This window comes from Amycolatopsis umgeniensis (assembly GCF_014205155.1).
In the GTDB taxonomy this organism is placed as follows: Bacteria; Actinomycetota; Actinomycetes; order Mycobacteriales; family Pseudonocardiaceae; genus Amycolatopsis; species Amycolatopsis umgeniensis.
The window spans coordinates 5698821-5719310 of sequence record NZ_JACHMX010000001.1 but is presented as its reverse complement, the minus strand read 5'-3'; the positions used below and the strand labels follow the sequence as shown (position 1 = coordinate 5719310).

The 20490-nt window shown below is 67.8% G+C and carries 13 protein-coding genes and 1 rRNA gene; 5 read left to right on the top strand and 9 right to left on the bottom strand.

Annotation, left to right across the window (positions count from 1 at the left end):
• Positions 1-40 precede the first annotated feature (40 nt).
• From HDA45_RS27155 to HDA45_RS27140, 4 genes are all read right to left on the bottom strand, one after another.
• Positions 41-1555, bottom strand: a 16S ribosomal RNA gene (locus HDA45_RS27155).
• A gap of 394 nt (positions 1556-1949) precedes the next feature.
• Complete coding sequence (locus HDA45_RS27150) at positions 1950-3512, bottom strand: amidase (protein ID WP_184899960.1); 1563 nt, start codon at positions 3510-3512, stop codon at positions 1950-1952.
• Positions 3513-3525: 13 nt separating this feature from the next.
• Positions 3526-4869, bottom strand: a complete 1344-nt coding sequence (gene glnA, locus HDA45_RS27145) for a type I glutamate--ammonia ligase (protein WP_184899958.1) — start codon at positions 4867-4869, stop codon at positions 3526-3528.
• A 68-nt stretch (positions 4870-4937) separates the two neighbouring features.
• Positions 4938-6206, bottom strand: coding sequence for an MFS transporter (locus tag HDA45_RS27140; protein WP_184899956.1), 1269 nt, complete (start codon positions 6204-6206; stop codon positions 4938-4940).
• 89 nt (positions 6207-6295) lie between these two features.
• On the opposite strand from HDA45_RS27140, the gene HDA45_RS27135 reads away from it, so the two are divergent.
• Entirely contained in the window at positions 6296-6964 is a 669-nt protein-coding gene (locus HDA45_RS27135; protein ID WP_184899953.1) for an LppX_LprAFG lipoprotein, read from the top strand.
• Between the two features lie 21 nt (positions 6965-6985).
• On the opposite strand, the gene HDA45_RS27130 is transcribed toward HDA45_RS27135, so the two are convergent.
• Together HDA45_RS27130 and HDA45_RS27125 are read right to left on the bottom strand one after the other, a co-directional pair.
• Positions 6986-8536, bottom strand: a complete 1551-nt coding sequence (locus HDA45_RS27130; RefSeq protein WP_184899945.1) for an alpha/beta hydrolase — start codon at positions 8534-8536, stop codon at positions 6986-6988.
• Positions 8537-8588: 52 nt separating this feature from the next.
• Positions 8589-10160, bottom strand: a complete 1572-nt coding sequence (locus HDA45_RS27125; RefSeq protein WP_184906086.1) for an alpha/beta hydrolase — start codon at positions 10158-10160, stop codon at positions 8589-8591.
• Positions 10161-10309: 149 nt separating this feature from the next.
• On the opposite strand from HDA45_RS27125, the gene secA2 reads away from it, so the two are divergent.
• From secA2 to HDA45_RS27110, 3 genes are all read left to right on the top strand, one after another.
• Complete coding sequence (secA2, locus tag HDA45_RS27120; RefSeq protein WP_184899943.1) at positions 10310-12637, top strand: accessory Sec system translocase SecA2; 2328 nt, start codon at positions 10310-10312, stop codon at positions 12635-12637.
• 109 nt (positions 12638-12746) lie between these two features.
• Complete coding sequence (locus tag HDA45_RS27115) at positions 12747-13193, top strand: hypothetical protein (RefSeq protein ID WP_184899941.1); 447 nt, start codon at positions 12747-12749, stop codon at positions 13191-13193.
• A gap of 78 nt (positions 13194-13271) precedes the next feature.
• Positions 13272-15029 (top strand): NAD+ synthase, encoded by a 1758-nt coding sequence (locus tag HDA45_RS27110; RefSeq protein WP_184906084.1) that lies wholly within the window; start codon positions 13272-13274, stop codon positions 15027-15029.
• On the opposite strand, the gene HDA45_RS27105 is transcribed toward HDA45_RS27110, so the two are convergent.
• Positions 15000-15626 carry a VOC family protein gene (locus HDA45_RS27105; RefSeq protein ID WP_184899939.1) on the bottom strand — a complete coding sequence of 209 codons (627 nt, stop codon included), beginning with the start codon at positions 15624-15626 and terminating at the stop codon, positions 15000-15002. The two genes, HDA45_RS27110 and HDA45_RS27105, sit on opposite strands and share 30 nt — an antisense overlap.
• Before the next feature lie 105 nt (positions 15627-15731).
• Between HDA45_RS27105 and HDA45_RS27100 the strand changes: the two genes are divergently transcribed.
• On the top strand, positions 15732-16268 hold the full coding sequence (locus HDA45_RS27100) for a methylated-DNA--[protein]-cysteine S-methyltransferase (RefSeq protein WP_184899937.1): 537 nt from the start codon (positions 15732-15734) through the stop codon (positions 16266-16268).
• Here the strand turns inward: HDA45_RS27100 and HDA45_RS27095 are convergent.
• On the bottom strand, positions 16265-16852 hold the full coding sequence (locus HDA45_RS27095) for a DinB family protein (RefSeq protein ID WP_184899935.1): 588 nt from the start codon (positions 16850-16852) through the stop codon (positions 16265-16267). The genes HDA45_RS27100 and HDA45_RS27095 overlap by 4 nt on opposite strands.
• A gap of 140 nt (positions 16853-16992) precedes the next feature.
• Positions 16993-20310 carry a bifunctional lysylphosphatidylglycerol synthetase/lysine--tRNA ligase LysX gene (gene lysX / locus HDA45_RS27090; RefSeq protein ID WP_184899933.1) on the bottom strand — a complete coding sequence of 1106 codons (3318 nt, stop codon included), beginning with the start codon at positions 20308-20310 and terminating at the stop codon, positions 16993-16995.
• Positions 20311-20490: the final 180 nt, after the last annotated feature.

The window sequence follows — 20490 nt, the reverse complement described above, 5'->3', positions numbered from 1 at the left end:
GGTCCGGGTATCCCGGCGGGGTGGATGTGTTGCTCCTTAGAAAGGAGGTGATCCAGCCGCACCTTCCGGTACGGCTACCTTGTTACGACTTCGTCCCAATCGCCAGTCCCACCTTCGACCACTCCCCCCCTTGCGGGTTGGGCCATGGGCTTCGGGTGTTACCGACTTTCATGACGTGACGGGCGGTGTGTACAAGGCCCGGGAACGTATTCACCGCAGCGTTGCTGATCTGCGATTACTAGCGACTCCGACTTCACGCAGTCGAGTTGCAGACTGCGATCCGAACTGAGACCGGCTTTAAGGGATTCGCTCCACCTCGCGGTATCGCAGCCCTCTGTACCAGCCATTGTAGCATGTGTGAAGCCCTGGACATAAGGGGCATGATGACTTGACGTCATCCCCACCTTCCTCCGAGTTGACCCCGGCAGTCTCCCACGAGTCCCCGCCATAACGCGCTGGCAACGTAGGATAAGGGTTGCGCTCGTTGCGGGACTTAACCCAACATCTCACGACACGAGCTGACGACAGCCATGCACCACCTGTACACCAACCACAAGGGAAGCCCTATCTCTAGGGATGTCTGGCGCATGTCAAGCCCAGGTAAGGTTCTTCGCGTTGCATCGAATTAATCCACATGCTCCGCCGCTTGTGCGGGCCCCCGTCAATTCCTTTGAGTTTTAGCCTTGCGGCCGTACTCCCCAGGCGGGGCGCTTAATGCGTTAGCTACGGCACGGACAACGTGGATGTCGCCCACACCTAGCGCCCAACGTTTACAGCGTGGACTACCAGGGTATCTAATCCTGTTCGCTCCCCACGCTTTCGCTCCTCAGCGTCAGTATCGGCCCAGAGACCCGCCTTCGCCACCGGTGTTCCTCCTGATATCTGCGCATTTCACCGCTACACCAGGAATTCCAGTCTCCCCTACCGAACTCAAGTCTGCCCGTATCGCCCGCACGCTCCACGTTAAGCGTGGAGTTTTCACGAACGACGCGACAAACCGCCTACGAGCTCTTTACGCCCAATAATTCCGGACAACGCTCGCACCCTACGTATTACCGCGGCTGCTGGCACGTAGTTAGCCGGTGCTTCTTATCCAGGTACCGTCACTTGCGCTTCGTCCCTGGCGAAAGAGGTTTACAACCCGAAGGCCGTCATCCCTCACGCGGCGTCGCTGCATCAGGCTTTCGCCCATTGTGCAATATTCCCCACTGCTGCCTCCCGTAGGAGTCTGGGCCGTGTCTCAGTCCCAGTGTGGCCGGTCACCCTCTCAGGCCGGCTACCCGTCGTCGCCTTGGTAGGCCATTACCCCACCAACAAGCTGATAGGCCGCGGGCTCATCCTGTACCGCCAGAACTTTCAACCACCCCCCATGCGAGGAATGGTGATATCCGGTATTAGACCCAGTTTCCCAGGCTTATCCCAAAGTACAGGGCAGATTGCCCACGTGTTACTCACCCGTTCGCCACTAATCCACCCGAAGGCTTCATCGTTCGACTTGCATGTGTTAAGCACGCCGCCAGCGTTCGTCCTGAGCCAGGATCAAACTCTCCAACAATGTCAAATTTGATCGAGGCAAATAAATGCTCTCAAAGGAACCTCTTCACGAGGTTACAAATACATAAGCTCTACTGGCTTAGTTCACTAGCACACTGTTGAGTTCTCAAGCAACACGCTTTGCTTCAAGCGATATTCACAAGCTTTTGGTCGAGCATGCCGAATCCTACGGTCTTAGTCGTAGGGGGTCGGCGGCCGCTCGTGGGCCGACGCTGAACGTTACCTGGTCCGGTTCGCGGTGTCAACCCGCTCGGCCCGTGTTCCTGGCCTGGGGCTTTCGGCCCCGGTGGCCCGGTGTTCTTGGCGACGAAGAGAAGATTACATGCCCCGGAACCCCCTGAAAACAGGGGGGTCACTTAACGACATCGCCGCAGGTCAGCCAGTGTGAACCCCGGTCATCCGACGGTCTTCAGGTAGCGGGGCGGTTTGCGGGCGGGGACGACGCGTTCGAAGTCGGCCGCGTAGGAGAGCACTCGGGCGTCCGTCCACTGCCCCGCCATGAACGAAACCCCGACCGGGAGCTCGCCGACGAAGCCGGCGGGCACGGTCACGGCGGGATAGCCCGCGACCGCGGCGGGCGTCGACGACGGGATGACGTCGTTGTCGCCTGTCTTGCAGTCGGTCTTCCAGGCGGGCGGGTTCGTGGGCGCGGCGATCGCGTCGAGGCGGTACTTGGCGAGGGTCTCGTCGATCGAGCGTTTCGCCAGGTCGGTCAGCTCGCGGCGCATGGCCTGGTAGCCGGGATCGGCGGGGCCGGGGGCGGCGAGTGCCTGTTCGAAGAGTTCCTGCCCGGCGAAGCAGGTCTGCTCGAGCGGGTCGGACCGGTTGTAGTCGATCAGCGCGGCGAGGTCGCGCGGTCCCTCCGGGCGTGTGGCCAGGTAGCGGTCGATGTCGCGGTGGAACTCGGTGAGCAGTGCCGGGAACTCCAGTTCGCCGAGCCTGGCCTGGTACGGCGGAGTCACTTCGACGACTTCGGCGCCTGCCTTGACCAGCGAGTTCCTGGTCCGCGTCAGCACTGCGTCGACGTCCGGACCCAGGACCGGCAGCCGCCAGAGTCCGATCCGGGAGCCTTTCAGCACGCCGGGCCGGAGGTGCGCGGCGTAGTCGGTCGGCTGGTTAGGCGGGTACGCGCCGGTGGCCGGGTCGCTCGGGTCGCGGCCTTGGAGCGCGGAAAGAGTGAGCGCGACGTCGACGACGTGCCTGGCCATCGGGCCGGCGGTGTCCTGTTCGGCCGAGATCGGCACCACGCCGGTGCGGCTGACCAGGCCGAGGCTCGGTTTGTGGCCCACGGTCGAGGTCATCCCGGCCGGGCAGACGATCGAGCCGTCGGTCTCACTGCCGATCGCGACCTGGGCGAGCGATGCGGCGACACCCGCGGCGGATCCGGCGGATGACCCACAAGGATTGCGGTCGAGCACGTACGGGTTGTTCGTCTGACCGCCGACGCCCGACCACCCGGAAGTGGGTTTGGCGGCGCGGAAGTTCGCCCATTCGGACAAGTTCGCCTTGCCGAGGAGCACGGCGCCCGCATCACGCAGTCGGTGGAGCAAGGTTGCGTCTTTCGCGGGCTTGCTGCGCAGGGCGCGCGAGCCGGCGGTGGTCTGCATCGAGCGGGTGTCGACGTTGTCCTTCACCAGGACCGGGATGCCGTCGAGGGGGCCGCGGGTCTTGCCCGCCCTGCGCCTGGCGTCGCTCTCGGCGGCTTGCGCGAGCGCGGCGGGGTTGACCGCGATGACCGCGTTGACCTTCCGGTCGACCTTGTGGATGCGCTCGAGATAAGCCGAGGTCAGACCTACCGCGGTCAACCGTCCGGAGGACATCCGCGACTGGAGCGCGGGGATGTCGGCGGCGTCGAGATCGAGGGGTCTTCCGCCCGCGGACGCCGCGGGCGCGGCGCTCGCCGCGATGGTCGCGGCGACCAATGTCGTCAGAACTCGGAACACCGGTCGCCGCACCATCAGGTCTCCTTCGTTAGAGAACCGGAAGCAGGGTCCGCAGCTCGTACGGGGTCACCGCGCTGCGGTAGTTATCCCATTCAACACGTTTGTTACGCAGGAAGAAGTCGTAAACGTGCTCTCCGAGCGCTTCGGGCAGAAGTTCCGATTTCTCCATCTCGGACAACGCCTCGCCGAGGTTCTGCGGGAGCTGGGCATATCCGGCCGCGCGGCGCTCGGCGTCCGAGAGCTGCCAGATGTTGTCCTCGGCGGGAGGCGGCAGCTCGTAGCCCTTCTCGATGCCCTTGAGGCCCGCGGCCAGGATGACCGCGTACGCCAGATAGGGGTTGCAGGCCGAGTCGAGCGTGCGGATCTCCACTCGGCGTGACGACGCCTTGCCCGGGGAGTACATCGGGACCCTGACCAGCGCGGAGCGGTTGGCGCGGCCCCACGAAACGGTCGTCGGGGCCTCGCTTCCGCTGATCAGCCGTTTGTAGGAGTTCACCCACTGGTTGGTGACCGCGGAGATCTCCTTCGCGTGATGCAGCAGCCCCGCCACGAAGGCCTTGCCTGTCGCGGACAACTCGTACGGGTCTTCCGCGTCGTAGAAGGCGTTGCGATCACCCTCGAACAGGCTCACGTGGGTGTGCATTCCCGAGCCCGGCTGGTTGGTGAACGGCTTCGGCATGAACGTCGCGCGGACCCCCTGGGTGAGCGCGACCTCCTTGACGACGTAGCGGAAGGTCATCACGTTGTCGGCCATGGTCAGCGCGTCGGCATACCTGAGGTCGATCTCCTGCTGGCCGGGCGCGCCCTCGTGATGGCTGAACTCGACCGAGATCCCCATCGCCTCGAGCGTCTCGATGGCGTGGCGACGGAAGTGCGTCGCGGTCGCGTGGCTGGCCTGGTCGAAGTACCCGCCGTTGTCCGCGGGCTCGGGCTCGCTGCCGTCGTCCGGCAGGCTGGCGAGCAGGAAGAACTCGATCTCGGGGTGGACGTAGCAGGTGAAACCCGCTTCGGCCGCCTTGGAGAGTTGCCTGCGCAGGACGTGCCGGGGGTCCGCCCAGGACGGGGAGCCGTCGGGCATCGCGATGTCGCAGAACATGCGCGCCGAGTACGGGCCGCCGTCCGGGGTCTCCCAGGGCAGGACCTGGAACGTGGCCGGATCCGGCTTCGCGACCATGTCGGATTCGTAGACGCGCGCGAACCCTTCGATGGCCGATCCGTCGAAGCCGATCCCCTCGCTGAAGGCGCCCTCGAGCTCGGCGGGCGCGACGGCGACGGACTTGAGAAACCCCAGCACGTCGGTGAACCAGAGCCTGACGAAACGGATGTCGCGCTCTTCCAAGGTACGGAGCACGAACTCCTGCTGGCGATCCATGGCCGCACCCTAACGAGAACGTGTTAACGACATGTTTCGCGACGCGCCGATCGACCGGAAGTGGTGGATCACCCCACCAGAACCGGTTCGGGTTTGGTGGCCCTCGTGATCGACAGCGAAGCGACCGAACCGAGCACTGCGAGGCCCGCCGCGATGTACCAAGCGAGCGCGTAGCTGCCGGAAGCGTCGCGGATCGCGCCGGCCCCGAAGGCGGCGATACCGGCGCCGAGCTGGTGACTGGCGAAGACCCAGCCGAAGACGATCGGACCCGCGGCGCCGTATTGGCGCACGCAGAGCGCGACCGTCGGCGGAACTGTCGCCACCCAGTCGAGGCCGTAGAAGACGATGAACGCCCACATGCTCGGTTCCACCGATCCGCTCAGCAGCTGCGGGAGCAAGGCGAGCGAAACGCCGCGAAGGGCGTAGTAGACGCCGAGGAGAATCCGCGGATCCACCCGGTCGGTGAGCCAGCCGGAGGCGATCGTGCCGACGACGTCGAAGATCCCGACGAGGGCGAGCAGGCCGGCGGCGGTGGTCTGCGGCATGCCGTGATCGTGCGCGGCGGGCACGAAATGGGTGCTGACCAGGCCGTTCGTCGTGGCGCCACAGATCGCGAAACCGACGGCGAGCAGCCAGAACGTCCTCGTGCGTGCTGCCGAGCCGAGGACCGACAGTGCCCGTCGCGCGGAACCGCCCGCTCGGGGCGGCGGCGGTGCGACTTCGCCGGGTTCGGCGCCGTACGCGGCCGTGCCGACATCGGACGGGTGGTCGCGGACCACCAGGAGGACGACGGGGACCACCGCGAGGGCGGCGATGGCGATGACGAGCGAGGCTGTCCGCCAGCCTTCGTCGATGGCGAGGTTCGCCACGATCGGGAGGAAGATCAGCTGGCCGGTGGCGCCCGCGGCGGTGAGGACCCCGGTGACGACGCCGCGGCTGCGGACGAACCAGCGGGCGGCGACCGTCGCGGCGAAGCTCATCGCCATCGAGCCGGTGCCGACGCCGACCAGGACGCCCCAGCAGAGGATGAGCTGCCAGCTCGCGTTCATGAACACCGTGCCGCCCGCGCCGATCGCGACGACGAACAACGCCGTCGAGGCGACGCGTCGCATGCCGAAGCGCTCCATGAGAGCTGCTGCGAAGGGCGAGAAGAGGCCGTAGAGCACGAGGTTCACGGAGACGGCCGACGCGATCGTCGCGCGTGACCAGCCGAACTCGTTGTGGAGCGGATCGATGAGCACGCCGGGGGCCGCGCGGAAACCGGCGGCGGCGAGGAGGGCGATGAACGCGGCGGCGGCGACGAACCACGCACGGTGGAGCCGGGTTTCAGGAGGCACGGGTACAGAGTCATCGCTGTCGGCTCCCCGCGTAAGCGGCTGGAAGGACACTGTGCGAAAGATTCGGGCCAAGGCCATAGGCTCTGGCCATGCGCTGCCGTCACCTCGTGCCGGCGCTGCTGCTCACGATCGGGCTCATCGGCGGCTGTGCGGGGTCGCCCCCGTTGCCGCCTGCCCAGGAGTTCGTGAGCGCGGCGGCCGACTCCCTCGTCTCGTTACGCAGCGTGCGGTTCACGCTCGGGGTGAACGGCGTGGTCACCGGGCTGCCGGTGCGTGGGCTCGACGGCGAGGTCAGTCTCGAGGGTGGCGCGGTCGGTAATGCCGACCTGCAGGACGACTTCGAACGGATGAAGGTCGAGTACCGGCTGTCCGGGTCGGAGATCACGCTCAGTGGGCCCGACGGGGAACGGGTGATTCCGGTTACGGCGCCGTATACACCGCGGGCGATGCTCGGGGCGGACGGCGGGCTGCGTCGGCTGCTGACCGGGGCGACCGAACTGAAGGGCGAGCGGTGGGAGCGGGTGCAGGACACCGACTCGTTCCGGATCGCCGCGAAGGTGCCCGCCGCGGTGATCGGCGGGATCGTGCCGGAGATCCGGTCGGACGTGTTCGTGAAGCTGTGGATCTCGAAGGACGAGCCTCGGCGGCTGGTGCGGGTGTGGTTGCAGGTGCCGCCGACGAGCCCGCAGGACTTCGCGGTGATGCTGGAGTTGGCGTTGACCAGGCATAACGCGGTGGTCGTCGGGGGCGGGCGATAGCAAAGGTCCCTTGCTCCCCCGCTAGGTGCAGCGGGTGTCGGGGGCGGGCAGCTTCCCGTCGATCAGGTAGGCGAAGCCGGCGCCGTCCACGCACTCGTTGCCGTCGAGGAAGACGGTGTGCTGCGCGCCCTCGAACGTGAGCAAAGCTCCCTTGAGGTCGCGTGCCAGGTTCACGCCGGACACGTACGGGGTCGCCGGGTCATCGGTGGTCGAGATGACCAGCGGCCGCGGCAGGCCTTCGATGTCCGGCTTGTGGACCTCGGAGGTGGCGGGCACCGGCCAGACCGAGCAGATGTCGAGTTCGCTCATGTCCGGCGTGCCGCCCGCGAGGAACGGCGCGCCCTGGAGCATCCGCTCGTGGGCACCTTCGATGACGCGCCGGTCGGTGATCCGCTTGCTGTCGACGCAGCGAACCGCGAAGTACACGTCGAGGATCCCGGTGTACCGGCCGTCCGATTCCCGGCCGTAGTAGTTGTCGGCGAGCGCGACCAGTGCTTTGCCGTTCCCCCGTTTGAGCTCGGCGAACCCGTCGTTGAGGAACTTCCACGCGTCCTGCGAGTACAGCGCGGCGCTGGTGCCGGTGATGGCGTCCTCGAACGAAAGTTCGCGGTTCCCCGCCGGGACCGGCTTGGTGATCAACGGCTGGACCAGGTCCTGGAACGCCTTCGTCACCGCGCCCGCCTCGCGACCGAGCGCACAGTCCGCGCGGGCGACACACCAGGTGCCGAATTCGGTGAACGTGTTCTGGAAGCCGGCCATCTGCGTGACCAGCGATTCGGCGGTGTCGAGTTCGGGATCGACCGCGCCGTCGAGGAGCAGCGCCCGCACCTTGTCCGGATAAGCCTCGGCGTAGGCGGTCCCGATCTGCGTGCCGTACGAAAAGCCCAGGTAGGTGAGCTTCTCGTCGCCGAGGGCCGCGCGCAGGACATCGAGGTCGCGAACGACATCCCTGGTCCCGATGTTGGCGAGGAACTCTTGACCGTGCTTCGTGCGTTCGGCGCACTTCGCGGCGTACGCCTTTGCGTCGGCTAGTTGCTTCGCGACGCCGGCGGGGGTCGTGTCGCTTTCCGAATCCTCCGCGCGGTCCGCGTCGCGTTCGGCGTCGGTGAGGCATACGAGCTTCGGATCGCTGGTCCCGACGCCGCGCGGGTCGAATCCGACGATGTCGAAGCGTCCGGCCAGGGTCGCCGCGGGCGGGGACTTCGCGATGCGCGCGGCCGCTGAGACGCCCGAGCCGCCGGGCCCGCCCGGATTGACCACGAGCGAGCCGATCCGCTGGCCGTCCTTCTTCGCCTTGTGCCGGAGGACGCCGATCGAGATCGTTTCGTCGTCCGGCTTCAGGTAGTCGAGCGGCACTGTGAGCTTCGCGCAGTCGAACGCCTTGTCCTTGAAAGACGGACACGCGTCCCACGCCAACTCCTGCTCGGCGAACTTCTCGAGCGCCTTCGGATCCGGAGTCGGTGACGCCGTGGTCGGCTGAGGCGCAGGCGGCACAGGCTGCGGCTGAGGCGACGTGCACGAAGCGATCAGCACGACGACGGCGAGCGCGGCCGGGACGCGGCGAAGGCTCATCTCGCGATCTTCGCAGCGTCCCGGTGGCTCACGCCTCTTCGCACTGAACTCGTTACTTGGCCGCGCAGCGGGTGCCCTCGTCCGGCACGGCACCGTTCACCAGGTAGTCGATGCCGATCCGGTCGACGCACGAGACGCCCTGGAGGAACACCGTGTGCTGGGTGCCCTCGAACGTCAGCAAAGCTCCCTTGATCGCTTTCGCCAGGTTGACGCCCGCTTGGTAGGGGGTCGCCGGGTCGTTCGTGGTCGAGATGACCAGCGTCTTCGGCAGGCCCTCGACGTTGGGCTGGTGCGGCTCCGACGTGTTCGGCACCGGCCAGAAGGCGCAAGCGTCACGCGCGGAACCGTCCTGCCTGCCGTCGTCGAGGAACGGCGCGGCCTGCGCGTACCGCTTCTGCGCGTCGAGGATCTTCGCCGGATCGGTGACCCGCGGGTCGTCGACGCACCGGATCGCGACGAACGCGTCCTGCGTCGTGCCGTAGCGGCCATCGGCGCCGCGCTCGTTGTAAAGGTCGGCCAGCCGCTCCAGGCCGTCGCCGCGCTGGCGCTTCAGGTCGTTGAGCGCGGTGTTCAGCGGTTCCCAGAGATCCTGCTGGTAGAGGGCCTGTATCACGCCTGTCGTCGCGTCTTCGTACGACAGTTTCCGGCCGTCGCTGACGGGCACGGGGAAGTCGATCAGCGGCCGCACCAGGTCCTGGAACGCCTTCGTCACGCCCGCGGCGTCACGCCCGAGGGCGCAGTCCTCGCGCGCGGCGCACCAGTTCGAGAACTCCTCGAACGCCTTGCCGAAGCCTTGGCCCTGCGCGACCAGCGACTCCACCGCGTCCTGCTCCGGGTCGACGGCACCGTCGAGCACCAGCGCGCGGACGTTCGCCGGGAACGCCTCTGCGTAGGCGGAGCCGATCCGCGTCCCGTACGAGTAGCCGAGGTAGTTCAGCTTCGGGTCGCCGAGGACCGAACGCAGGATGTCGATGTCCTTGACGACGTCGCGCGTACCCACGTTCGCGAGCATCGAGGCGCCGTGTTCGGTCCTCGTGGCGCACCTGCTCGCGAACTCCTGGGACTCGGTCTCCTGCTTTTTCACCCCGTCGGGTGAACCGTCCGTCTCGCTGTCGTCCGCCCGGTCCGCGTCGCGTTCGGCGTCGGTCAGGCAGCGGATCTGCGGCTGGCTCGCCCCGATGCCGCGTGGGTCGAAACCGACGACGTCGAAGCGTTTGCCCAGCTCGTTCGTCGCCGTCCGCGAGGCGAGACCGGCGGCGGCCTCCATGCCGGAAGCACCCGGACCACCCGGGTTGACCACGAGCGATCCAATCCTTTCGTCGGTTTCCAGCGCCTTCCGGCGCAGCAGGCCGAGCGTGATCGAATCGCCTTCAGGCTTCGCGTAGTCGAGCGGGACGGTCAGCCGGGCACACTGTGCGTCCTTCACTCGAAACGCCGCTTTTGCGTCATCGGATGTCGCGTAGGGTGCACAGTCGGCCCAGGTCAGACTCTGTCCGTAGAACTTCTCGAGTCCTGCGGGCACCGGTCCGGTCGGAGCGTGCGATTCGGTCGCCGGAGGCGGCGGCTGGGTTCTACCCTCTCCCGACGAGCACGCGGTGAAAGTGACGGCGAGCAGGCCGGACAGCGTGATCGCGGCGAATCGACGGGCACGGGACCTGGCGCTGACATGAGTGGACACGGTTGGATCGTGCCATCGGCCGTGGAACTCGGCCGCACCACCACTGCGTTGGTGATACGGGTGCGGACGGCAGAAGAACAGACGGGAGCACAGGGGTGGCAGCACTGATCAGCCGGGTGGGCAAGAAGCTGCGCCGGATCATCCAGCGGCCGGGCAGCGTCGAGCTGACCCGCTACGAAGCGCTGCTGCCGGCCATCGAGAAGCTCGAGCCCGAGTTGGAGAAGCTCTCCGACGAGGAGCTGACAGAGCGGGCCGGCAAGCTTCGGGACGCCACGTCCTTCGGCAACGACCAGCTGGTCGAGGTCTGCGCGCTCGGCCGTGAGGCGGCTCGGCGCGCGCTCGGCGAGCGAGCCTTCGACGTCCAGCTGCTGGGCACGATGGGCCTGCTCAGCGGGCATATCGTGCAGATGGAGACCGGTGAGGGCAAGACGCTGGCTGGCGCGCTGGCGGGCGCCGGGTACGCGCTGCGCGGGAAGCACGTCCACGTCGTCACGGTGAACGACTACCTCGCCCGCCGTGACGCGGAGTGGATGGGGCCGATCTACGACCTGCTCGGCGTCTCCGTCGGCTGGATCGAGCCCGCTCACTCCCGCGACGAGCGCCGCGAGGCCTACGCGAAGGAAGTCACGTACGGCGCCGTCAGCGAGATCGGCTTCGACGTGCTTCGCGACCGCTTGGTGACCCGCGAAGAGGATCTGGTCCAGCGCGAGCCCGAGGTGGCGATCGTCGACGAGGCGGACTCCGTGCTGGTCGACGAGGCGCGCGTGCCGCTGGTGATGGCGGGGTCGATCGACCACACCGACGCCGACGAAGAGGTCGCGAACATCGTCCGGCGGCTGCGGCTCGGGCTGCACTACGAGACCGACGCCGACGGCCGCAACGCCTGGCTGACCAAGGCGGGCGCGTCGGTGGTCGAGAAGGCCCTCGGCGAGGACATCAACCTTTACGACGACACCGGCTCCGACCGGTTGCCCGCGGTGAACGTGGCGCTGCACGCGCACGCGCTGCTCACCCGCGACGTCGACTACCTCGTGCGCGACGGCAAGGTGCAGCTGATCAACGCCGCTCGCGGCCGCGTCGCCGAGCTGCAGCGCTGGCCGGACGGCCTCCAGGCCGCCGTCGAGGCGAAGGAGCAGGTCAAGGCGACCGACCGGGGCGAGATCCTCGACTCGATCACCGTGCAGGCGCTGCTCGCTCGCTACCCCGAGGTCGCGGGTATGACCGGTACCGCGGTCGCGGTGGCCGAGCAGCTGCGCGAGTTCTACAAGCTCGAGGTCGCGGTCATCCCGCCGAACACGCCGAACATCCGCGAAGACCAGGAAGACCGGATCTTCGGGTCGCCGTCGCAGAAGCTGCGCGCGATCGAGGAGGAGATCCGGCGGGTGCACGAGAGCGGGCGGCCGATCCTCGTCGGCACCCAGGACGTCGCCGAGTCCGAAGAGCTGGCCGAGAAGCTGGCGAAGGTCGAGCTCGAATGCGTCGTGCTGAACGCGCGCAACGACGCCGAGGAAGCCGAGATCATCGCCGACGCCGGCAAGAAGGGCGCGGTCACCGTTTCGACCCAGATGGCCGGTCGAGGGACCGACATCCGGCTGGGCGGCAAGGACGGCGACGGCCGCGACGAGGTCGTCGAGCTGGGCGGCCTGCACGTGATCGGCACCGCCCGCTACCCGTCGAGCAGGTTGGACGGGCAGCTGCGCGGCCGGTCGGGACGACAGGGTGACCCGGGCAGCGCCGTGTTCTTCGCCAGCCTGAATGACGAACTCGTGCTGTCGAACGCGCCGGATGTGCCCGAGGGCATCGGCTCCGACGTGGGCAGCGGCGAGGTCACCGACCCGGCGGCGCTGCGGCAGATCAACCACGCCCAGCGTGTCGCCGAGGGTGTCGACCTGGAGATCCACCGGAACACCTGGCGCTACACGCGGTTGATCGAGCGGCAGCGCGGCGAGCTGCTCGCGCACCGGGACGAGGTGCTGCGGACAGGGCACGCGGCGGAGGTGCTGGAGAAGGCGCATCCGGAGAAGTTCAAGGAGCTTTCGGAGGCCGTCGACGACGAGGCCCGTGTCGAGCAGCTGAGCCGCGAGGTGCTGCTGTTCCACATCGACCAGCTGTGGTCGGACCACCTGGCGTTCCTGACGGACGTGCGGGAGAGCATCCACCTGCGGGCGCTGGCGCGGGAGACGCCGATCGACGAGTTCCACCGCGCGGCGATCCCCGAGTTCCACAAGATCATCCCGGAGGCGGCCGAGCGGTCGGCGAAGACGCTCGAGGAGGCCGAGATCACCGAGAACGGGATCGACCTCGGTGACGCGGGAGTGCGGCGGGCGAACACGACGTGGACCTACCTGGTGCACGACAACCCGTTCGACTCCGACTTCGAGCAGACCATCAAGAAGGTGCGGAGCATGATCAAGCGGAAGTAGCTCCGGCCCCGGAACGAAGCAGGGGACCTTTGCTATCGCTCTCCAAAAGAGAGTGAGAGCAAAGGTCCCCTGCTCTCTTTCGCGACGTGGGCTGCGGCATCCTTCCCCCGTGCCGATCACCACGGAGTTCTGGGCGACCACCGCCCAAGTCATCCCCGCCCTGCTCCTCGCCTTCGTCCTGACGCAACGCCCGAAGGAGCGCAAGGAAGACCGCGAAAAGGTGAAGCTCGGAGCGGCGCGGCTCATCTACAGCATGGTCGTGCTGGTCTCGCTCGCCCTGGGAGTGGCGGCCGAGTTCCTGGCGCTGGACGGCTTGCTCGGCGGCGGCGGGCGAGGGACGGCGCGAGTGGTGATCCTCGCGATCGGCGTGCTCTCGTTCTGGGCGGTCCTGGCCGTGGCGATCTGGTCGGGCACGAGGTTCTTCCCCGAGACCGACGAGGACATGGACCGGCTGCGGCTCCGCGTCGGCGCGCTGCTCACCGGCCAGCTCCTGTTCTCGGTCGTGGTCGCGCTGCTGCCGCTGGCGGCGGCGATCTGGCTGACGATCCGGATGTGATCCCGCGGGCGCCGACACAGGTGGGCGATTCGGCACATCCGCTCGTCCCCATGAGCGCGCGTGAGTGAGAATGTCGGCATGCCGCAACTGCGCATCGCACTGGCCCAGGTCAACACCACCGTCGGCGACCTCGAGGGCAACGCCGACCTCACCGTCGAGTGGACCCGCAAGGCCGCCGAAGCAGGCGCCCACATCGTGGTCTTCCCGGAGATGTCCCTCACCGGTTACCCCGTCGAGGACCTCTCCCTCCGCCCGACCTTCGCCTCCGCCTCGAAGCAGATGGTCGAAGAGGTCGCCCGGCGGCTCGAGGAAGCCGGATGCGGCGAGGTGCTCACCTACATCGGGTATCTCGACCTGGACGAGACCGGCGCGCGCGACGCGGCCGCCGCGCTGTACCGCGGCGAGGTCGTCGCCCGCCAGTTCAAGCATCACCTGCCCAACTACGGCGTCTTCGACGAGCACCGCTGGTTCAAGCCGGGCCACGACCTCGAGGTCGTCCGCTTCCACGGCGTCGACGTCGGCATGGTGATCTGCGAGGACGTCTGGCAGGACGGCGGCCCGATCTCCGCGCTCGGCAAGGCCGGGGTGGACCTCGTCGTCGCGCCCAACGCTTCGCCTTTCGAGCGCGCGAAGGACGACATCCGCCTGCCCCTCATCGCCCGCCGCGCGGCCGAGGCCGGGGCGCCGCTGGTGTACACGAACCAGGTCGGCGGTCAGGACGACCTCGTCTTCGACGGCGACTCGATCGTGGTCGGCGCGGACGGCCGGTTGCTGGCGCGCGCGCCGCAGTTCGTCGAGCACTTGCTCGTCGTCGACACGGACCTCGTCGCGGGCGGGCACACCGCCGAGGGCGAGGTCGAGGGTCTGCGGGTCAAGCGGCGCGTACTCAGCGAGGAACCTGTTCCGGCGTACAGCCCGAGCAACGACTCGGCGATCAGCGAACCGCTGTCGGACGAAGCCGAGGTCTGGCACGCGCTCGTCGTCGGTCTGCGCGACTACGTGCACAAGAACGGCTTCTCGTCGGTGACGTTCGGCTTCTCCGGCGGCATCGACTCGGCGGTCGTCGCGGCGCTGGCAGCCGACGCGCTCGGCGGCGACAACGTCTACGGCGTTTCGATGCCTTCGGAGTACTCCTCGGGGCACTCGAAGGACGACGCCGAGGATCTCGCCCGGCGCATCGGCGCGCACTATCGCGTCGAGCCGATCGCGGACATGGTCAAGGTCTACGTCGAACAGCTCCAGCTGACCGGCCTCGCCGAGGAGAACATCCAGGCCCGGGTCCGCGGCATGCTGCTGATGGCACTGTCCAATCAGGACGGTCACCTGGTGCTCGCCACCGGCAACAAGACCGAGCTCGCCGTCGGCTACTCGACGATCTACGGCGACGCCGTCGGGGCCTTCGCGCCGATCAAGGACCTGTTCAAGACCTACGTCTGGCATCTGGCCAAATGGCGCAACGCGGAAGCCGAAAAGAACGGCGAGACCCCGCCCATCCCGGAGAACTCGATCACGAAGCCGCCGTCGGCCGAGCTGCGGCCCGGCCAGCTGGACAGCGACTCGCTTCCCGACTACCTGATGCTCGACGACATCCTCGACGACTACATCGAGGGCGACCGCGGTTACGTCGATCTGGTGGACGCGGGTTTCGATCCGGAGACCATCGATCGCGTGGTGCGTATGGTCGACAAGGCCGAATACAAGCGCCGCCAGTACCCGCCGGGCACCAAGATCACGTTCAAGGCGTTCGGGCGGGACCGGCGGTTGCCGATGACCAACGGCTGGCGCGAGGGCACCGTCGTGGCCCGCTCAGCTCAGCGTGATCTGCTTCCCCGCTGAGTTCTGGAGCACGGCCACCAGGCCGGGCTTCTTGTCACGGCGCACGAGCATGTCCATCCCGAGTGCCCGGACCGCGGCTTCCACCGCGACGGGCTCGGGGTGGACACCGGTGACGAGAAGCAGCGGGATCGCGGGGAGTCCCCGCGTCGTCGGATGCGGGGTGCTCCCCCAGTCGATGAGGAAGGGCGCGAGCCCGTCCAGACCGCCGGCGCCGGTGAGGCGCCATGTCAGCAGTTCACCGTCATCGGTGGCGCGCGACATCTCGGACGCCTCGCCAGGGTCGTAACCGCGCTCGCGGGCCTCGGCGATCGCTTCGTCGAGGCCCTCCACACGCGCGGCCCACGTGACCAGCGCCGGCTCGGTCAGCTCGTCGATGCCGAACGGTCGCGGCCCGACGTGCTCGGGTTGATCCGGATCGGGCCCCACCACCTCGAGGTAGGCACCGGCGCCGAGATCGGCCAGGTGGTTGGCCGTGCCGAATCCGACGTGCCTGCCCCCGCGTACGGGCGTGACGCCGGTGAGATCGGCGACGCGCGCGACGGCCTCTTCGAGATCCGGCCCGGCGTAGACGAGGTGATCAAGCACGAGGTCGCTCATACCCATAGTCCTATCGCAGCCGCCGCTCCGGCGGCACCCGGCATGGCGGTGAACTCGAAAGGCCGCGAACCCGAAACTGTCGGACCCCTCTCGTACCCTGGACTCATGACGGCACCGGGCTACGCCGTGTTCGGCACCGCGATCGGCGACTGCGGCATCGCGTGGAGCGAACGCGGGGTCATCGCGGTCCAGCTCCCCGAAGGCAGTGAAGAGAAGACCAGGGCACGGCTCACCGCCCGCCTTCCCGACGTCGTCGAGTCCGCACCGCCGGCGGCGGTCCAGCGGGCGATCGACGACGTGGTCTCGTTGATGAACGGCAAGCGCACGGACCTCACCGGCGTCGAACTCGATTACGAGGGCGTGCCGGAGTTCCATCACCGGGTGTACGAGTTCATCCGCTCGATCCCCGCGGGCAAGACGCTGACCTACGGCGACATCGCGAACATCCTCGGCATGCCCGGTGGGGCGCAGGCCGTGGGGCAGGCGATGGGACGCAACCCGTTCCCGGTCATCGTTCCGTGCCACCGGGTGCTCGCCGCGGGCGGCAAGGACGGTGGGTTCTCCGCGCGTGGAGGGGTCGCCACCAAGCGCCGGATGCTGGTCATCGAAGGCGCTTTGGCGGACGAACCGACGTTGTTCTAAACGGTCGCGGCGGGCGACCAGGGCTTGAGCCAGGGCGTCTCCGGCCAGCCTTCCGCGGCGGCCATCAGCGGGATGGCGGTCGCGCCGTCGACGTGCTCGCGGATGATGTCGGCATGGCCCGCGTGCCGCGCGGTCTCCTCGATGAGGTGGAACAGCACCCAGCGGACCGACCAGGCCTCGACGTCCTTCGGGTACCAGGGCACGTTCTGCGGCACCGGGACCGGCTGGCCGAGGTCGGCGATCCCGGCGATGACGTCCGAGGTGCGGCGGGCGACCTCGTCGTAGCGGGCGAAGACGTCTTCGAGCGTCTCGTCGTCAGCCATCACGTAGCCGGCTTCGTAGTCCTTCATCGCCTCCTCCATCGGCTTCGCGGGCTTCTGGAGAAGGATGTCGATCCAGCCGTCTTCCGTGAACGCGGTGTGCTTGACGAGGCCGCCGACGCTCAGTGAGCTTCTGGTCGGGACCGCTCTGGCCTGTTCTTCGGTCAAGCCGTGCGCGGCGATGCGCAGGACGTGCCGCTGCTGCTCGAGGTAGGCGAGGAGACCTTCGCGTTCGTCGGCGACAGGGGGGACGTTTCCAGCCATGGTGGCTCCTTCCGTAGAGAAGGATCTTTACATCCGGATTCGGCTTCCCGAAGCGATTCGGCGAGGAAGGGAGCAGGGGACCTTTGCTATCGCTCGTTAGTGAGGCTAACGAGCGATAGCAAAGGTCCCCTGCTCTCCCGCTACGACTGGGGGCGCACGAAGGGGAACAGCACCGTCTGCCGGATCGACGCTCCGGTCAGCATCATCAGCAGCCTGTCGACGCCGATACCGAGCCCGCCGGTCGGCGGCATGCCGTGTTCGAGCGCGAGCAGGAAGTCCTCGTCCAGCTCCATCGCCTCTACGTCCCCGCTCGCCGCGCGCAGCGACTGGGCCTCCAGCCGCCGCCGCTGCTCGAGGGGGTCGGTCAGTTCGGTGTAGGCGGTGCCGACCTCGGAGCCGAACGCGATCAGGTCCCAGCGCTCGGCCAGTCGCGGATCCACGCGATGTTGCCTGGTCAGCGGCGAGACGTCGGTCGGGTAGTCGGTGTAGAAGGTCGGCAGCACGGTCGCGCCTTCGACGAGGTGCTCGTGCGCCTTGAGCACGAGATCGCCGTGACCGGCCTCCTCGTTCACCGGCACTCCTGCCGCACGGCACAGTCGTTGGAGTTCGGCGACCGAGGTGCCCGCGTCGATCTTCTCCCCGAGCGCCGCCGAAACGGCTTCGTGGACCGGGATCACCGGCCAGTCACCGGAGATGTCGTACTCGACGACCTTCCCGTCCGGCCCCGGACGGCGGACGACCTGCGCGCCATACGCGGCCTCCGCGGCGTGCTGCACGAGTTCACGCGTCAGCGTCCGCATCGTGTTGTAGTCGGCGTACGCCTGGTACGCCTCCAGCATCGTGAATTCGGGATTGTGCGTCGCGTCGACGCCTTCGTTGCGGAAGTTCCGGTTCAGTTCGAAAACGCGCTCGACCCCGGCAACGCACAGCCGCTTCAGGTACAGCTCGGGCGCGATGCGCAGGTACATCCGCATGTCGTAGGCATTGATGTGGGTGACGAACGGGCGGGCGTTGGCGCCGCCGTGCACGGTCTGCAGCATCGGCGTCTCGACTTCGAGGTAATCGTCCTGGTGCAGCCGTTCCCGCACCGCGCGCACCACGGTCGAGCGCATCCGCAGCATCGCCGTCGAATCCGGGTTCACCGCGAGGTCGAGGTAGCGCTGCCGCACCCTCGTCTCCGGGTCGGTGAGGCCCTTTCGCTTGTCCGGCAACGGATGCAGGCTCTTCGCCGTGACTGTCCACTCGTCGACGAGCACGGAAAGTTCACCGCGTCGCGAGGTCACGACCTGCCCGCTCACGCCGACGTGGTCGCCGAGGTCGACACCGCGCCGCCAGCCGCCGAGGTCGAGCACGGAGGCATCGAGCATCAACTGGATCTCGCCGCCGAAGTCCTTGACCCGCGCGAAACAGAGCCCGCCGAGGTTGCGCAGCGCGAGCACCCTGCCCGCGACGCGGACCCGGTGACCGGTGTGGGTGTCCGGGCTCAGGTCCCCGAACTTGGCGACGACGTCACCCAGTTGATCCTCCCGGGCGAAACCGACCGGGTAGGGGTCGATCCCGGCTTCCCGCAAGCTGTCCAGCTTCGCCATCCGCACGCGGACCTGGTCGGGCCGCCGTACCTGTTTCGCTGCGGGGGTGGCCGCATTCGCGTCGATGCGGTGGACCTCGGCGACGAATTCGTCGGTGACCGTTTCCAGTTTCAGCGCCCGCCCCGAACGTCCGGTCGGGACGAATCCTTCGAGCGCGCCGGCGACGATGCCGACCCGCGGCAGCCGTCGAGCCGAGGAATAGCACAGGAAACGTGGTTCCCAGTCGGGTCCGTACTTGGCGTTGGACCGGTAGAGCGATTCCAGCTGGAAGAACCGCGAGGCCATGCTGAGGACGCTGCGCCACGCGCGCAGCACCGGGCCCGCACCGATCCGCTCCCCCTCGGAGAATACCGCGCGGAACATCGCGAAGTTCAGCGAAATCCGTTGTGCGCCAAGGTGAGAGCTCGCCGCCACGACCTCGGCGACCATGTACTCGTTGAGCCCGTTTTCGGCGTCTCGGTCGCGCCGCATCAGGTCGAGGGACAGACCGCGACGACCCCACGGGACGAACGACAGCATGCCGCGAAGCTCGCCCTTGGCGTCGTATGCCTCCACCATCACGCTGCGGCCGTCGCTCGGATCGCCGAGCCTGCCGAGCGCCATCGAGAACCCGCGTTCGGTCTCCGCGCCGCGCCACTGCTGCGCGTGCAGCAATAGTCCGGCCATCTCGTCGGCCGGGATTTCGCTGTGACGCCGGACTTTCGTGGTGTATCCGGCGCGTTCGATCCGTTTGACCGCTTGGCGGACCGAGCGTCGCTCCGGCCCGGCGAGGCTGAAGTCGCGGACGTCCAGGACCGCTTCGTCCCCGATTTCCAGTGCGCGCAGACCCGCGTCGGCGTAGGCCTTCGCGCCGCGTTCGCTCGCGCCGAGCACACCGGGTGTCCAGCCGTAGGTGCGCGACTCGTTCAGCCAGGCGCGGACCGCGTCGGGCCAGGCGTCGGGATCGCCGATGGGGTCGGCACTCGCGACGCTGGTGCCCGCGAGTACGCGGTAGGCCACGGCGGCGCGGCCGTTGGGCGAGAAGACGACACTCTTCTCGCGCCGGGTGGCGAAATATCCCAAAGAGTCGTTTTCGCCGTGTTCGGCGAGGAGGCGGCGTACGCGCAGTTCTTCCTCGTCTGTCCTCAAGCGACGGCTGCGCACGCCACGGAAAAGCGTGTACAAAGCGGCTGTCGCGACTGCTGTCGCGCTGAGGTCGAGCAGGAGGTCGAGCCAGGCGGGTCCTTCGCCGATGCCGACGCGGCGCAGCTGGATGTTCTCACCGGTCGTGTGGTTGACGACCCACGCGAACCGCTCCCAGGTGTCCGCGAGGCGGCCGGGGAAGGCTTCACTCAGGCCCCAGCCGACGAGGATCACCGCGGCGAGGCCGCCGAAGAGCACAGTGAAGCCGTCGCGCCAGGCGCCCGGTGCGAGCCGGGCCGGGAACGCGGGGCGGATGATCCAGAGGAACGCGATCATGCCGATCGAGATCAGGTCGGCGATGGCCAGCACCCACACCTGGTGCGGGATGTGCCGGACCTGCCACGGACCCAGTTTCAGCAGCTCGGGCCACCACAGCAGGGCGGCCTGGAAGGCCAGGGTCACCGCCAGACCGCCGACCTGGAACAGCAGCAGCGTGTAGAGGGCGGCGCGTTTGCGTCGGCGGAGCGCGGCTCCGAGGACGACGAGCAGCAGGACGATCACGAGACTCGCGTTCGTCGGGATGCTCAGTGCCGAGAAGGCGACATCACCCGTCTTCAGCACCGGCCCCTTCACGCCGCCGGCGAGGAGGAGGATCACCGAGAACACGGCCGCGAGCTGCACGAGGGTGGCGACGATGCCGCCCGCCCTCGCCTTCCACGGCGGCACACGGCTCGCTGGGTTTACCATTCTGGCCTTTCGCGGTACTCACAGGTGATCGACAGCTGCTCTTACTTGACGTCAGACAACCCCGTGTGGTTGTCAACGATCATCATCCTCTGGTCTGAATTTCATCGTTCGCAGGCGTGACGCCGCGTCGACACCGCGGTGTGAAGCTGGTCGCACGGCCTTGGGGGCGGTATCCCCGCG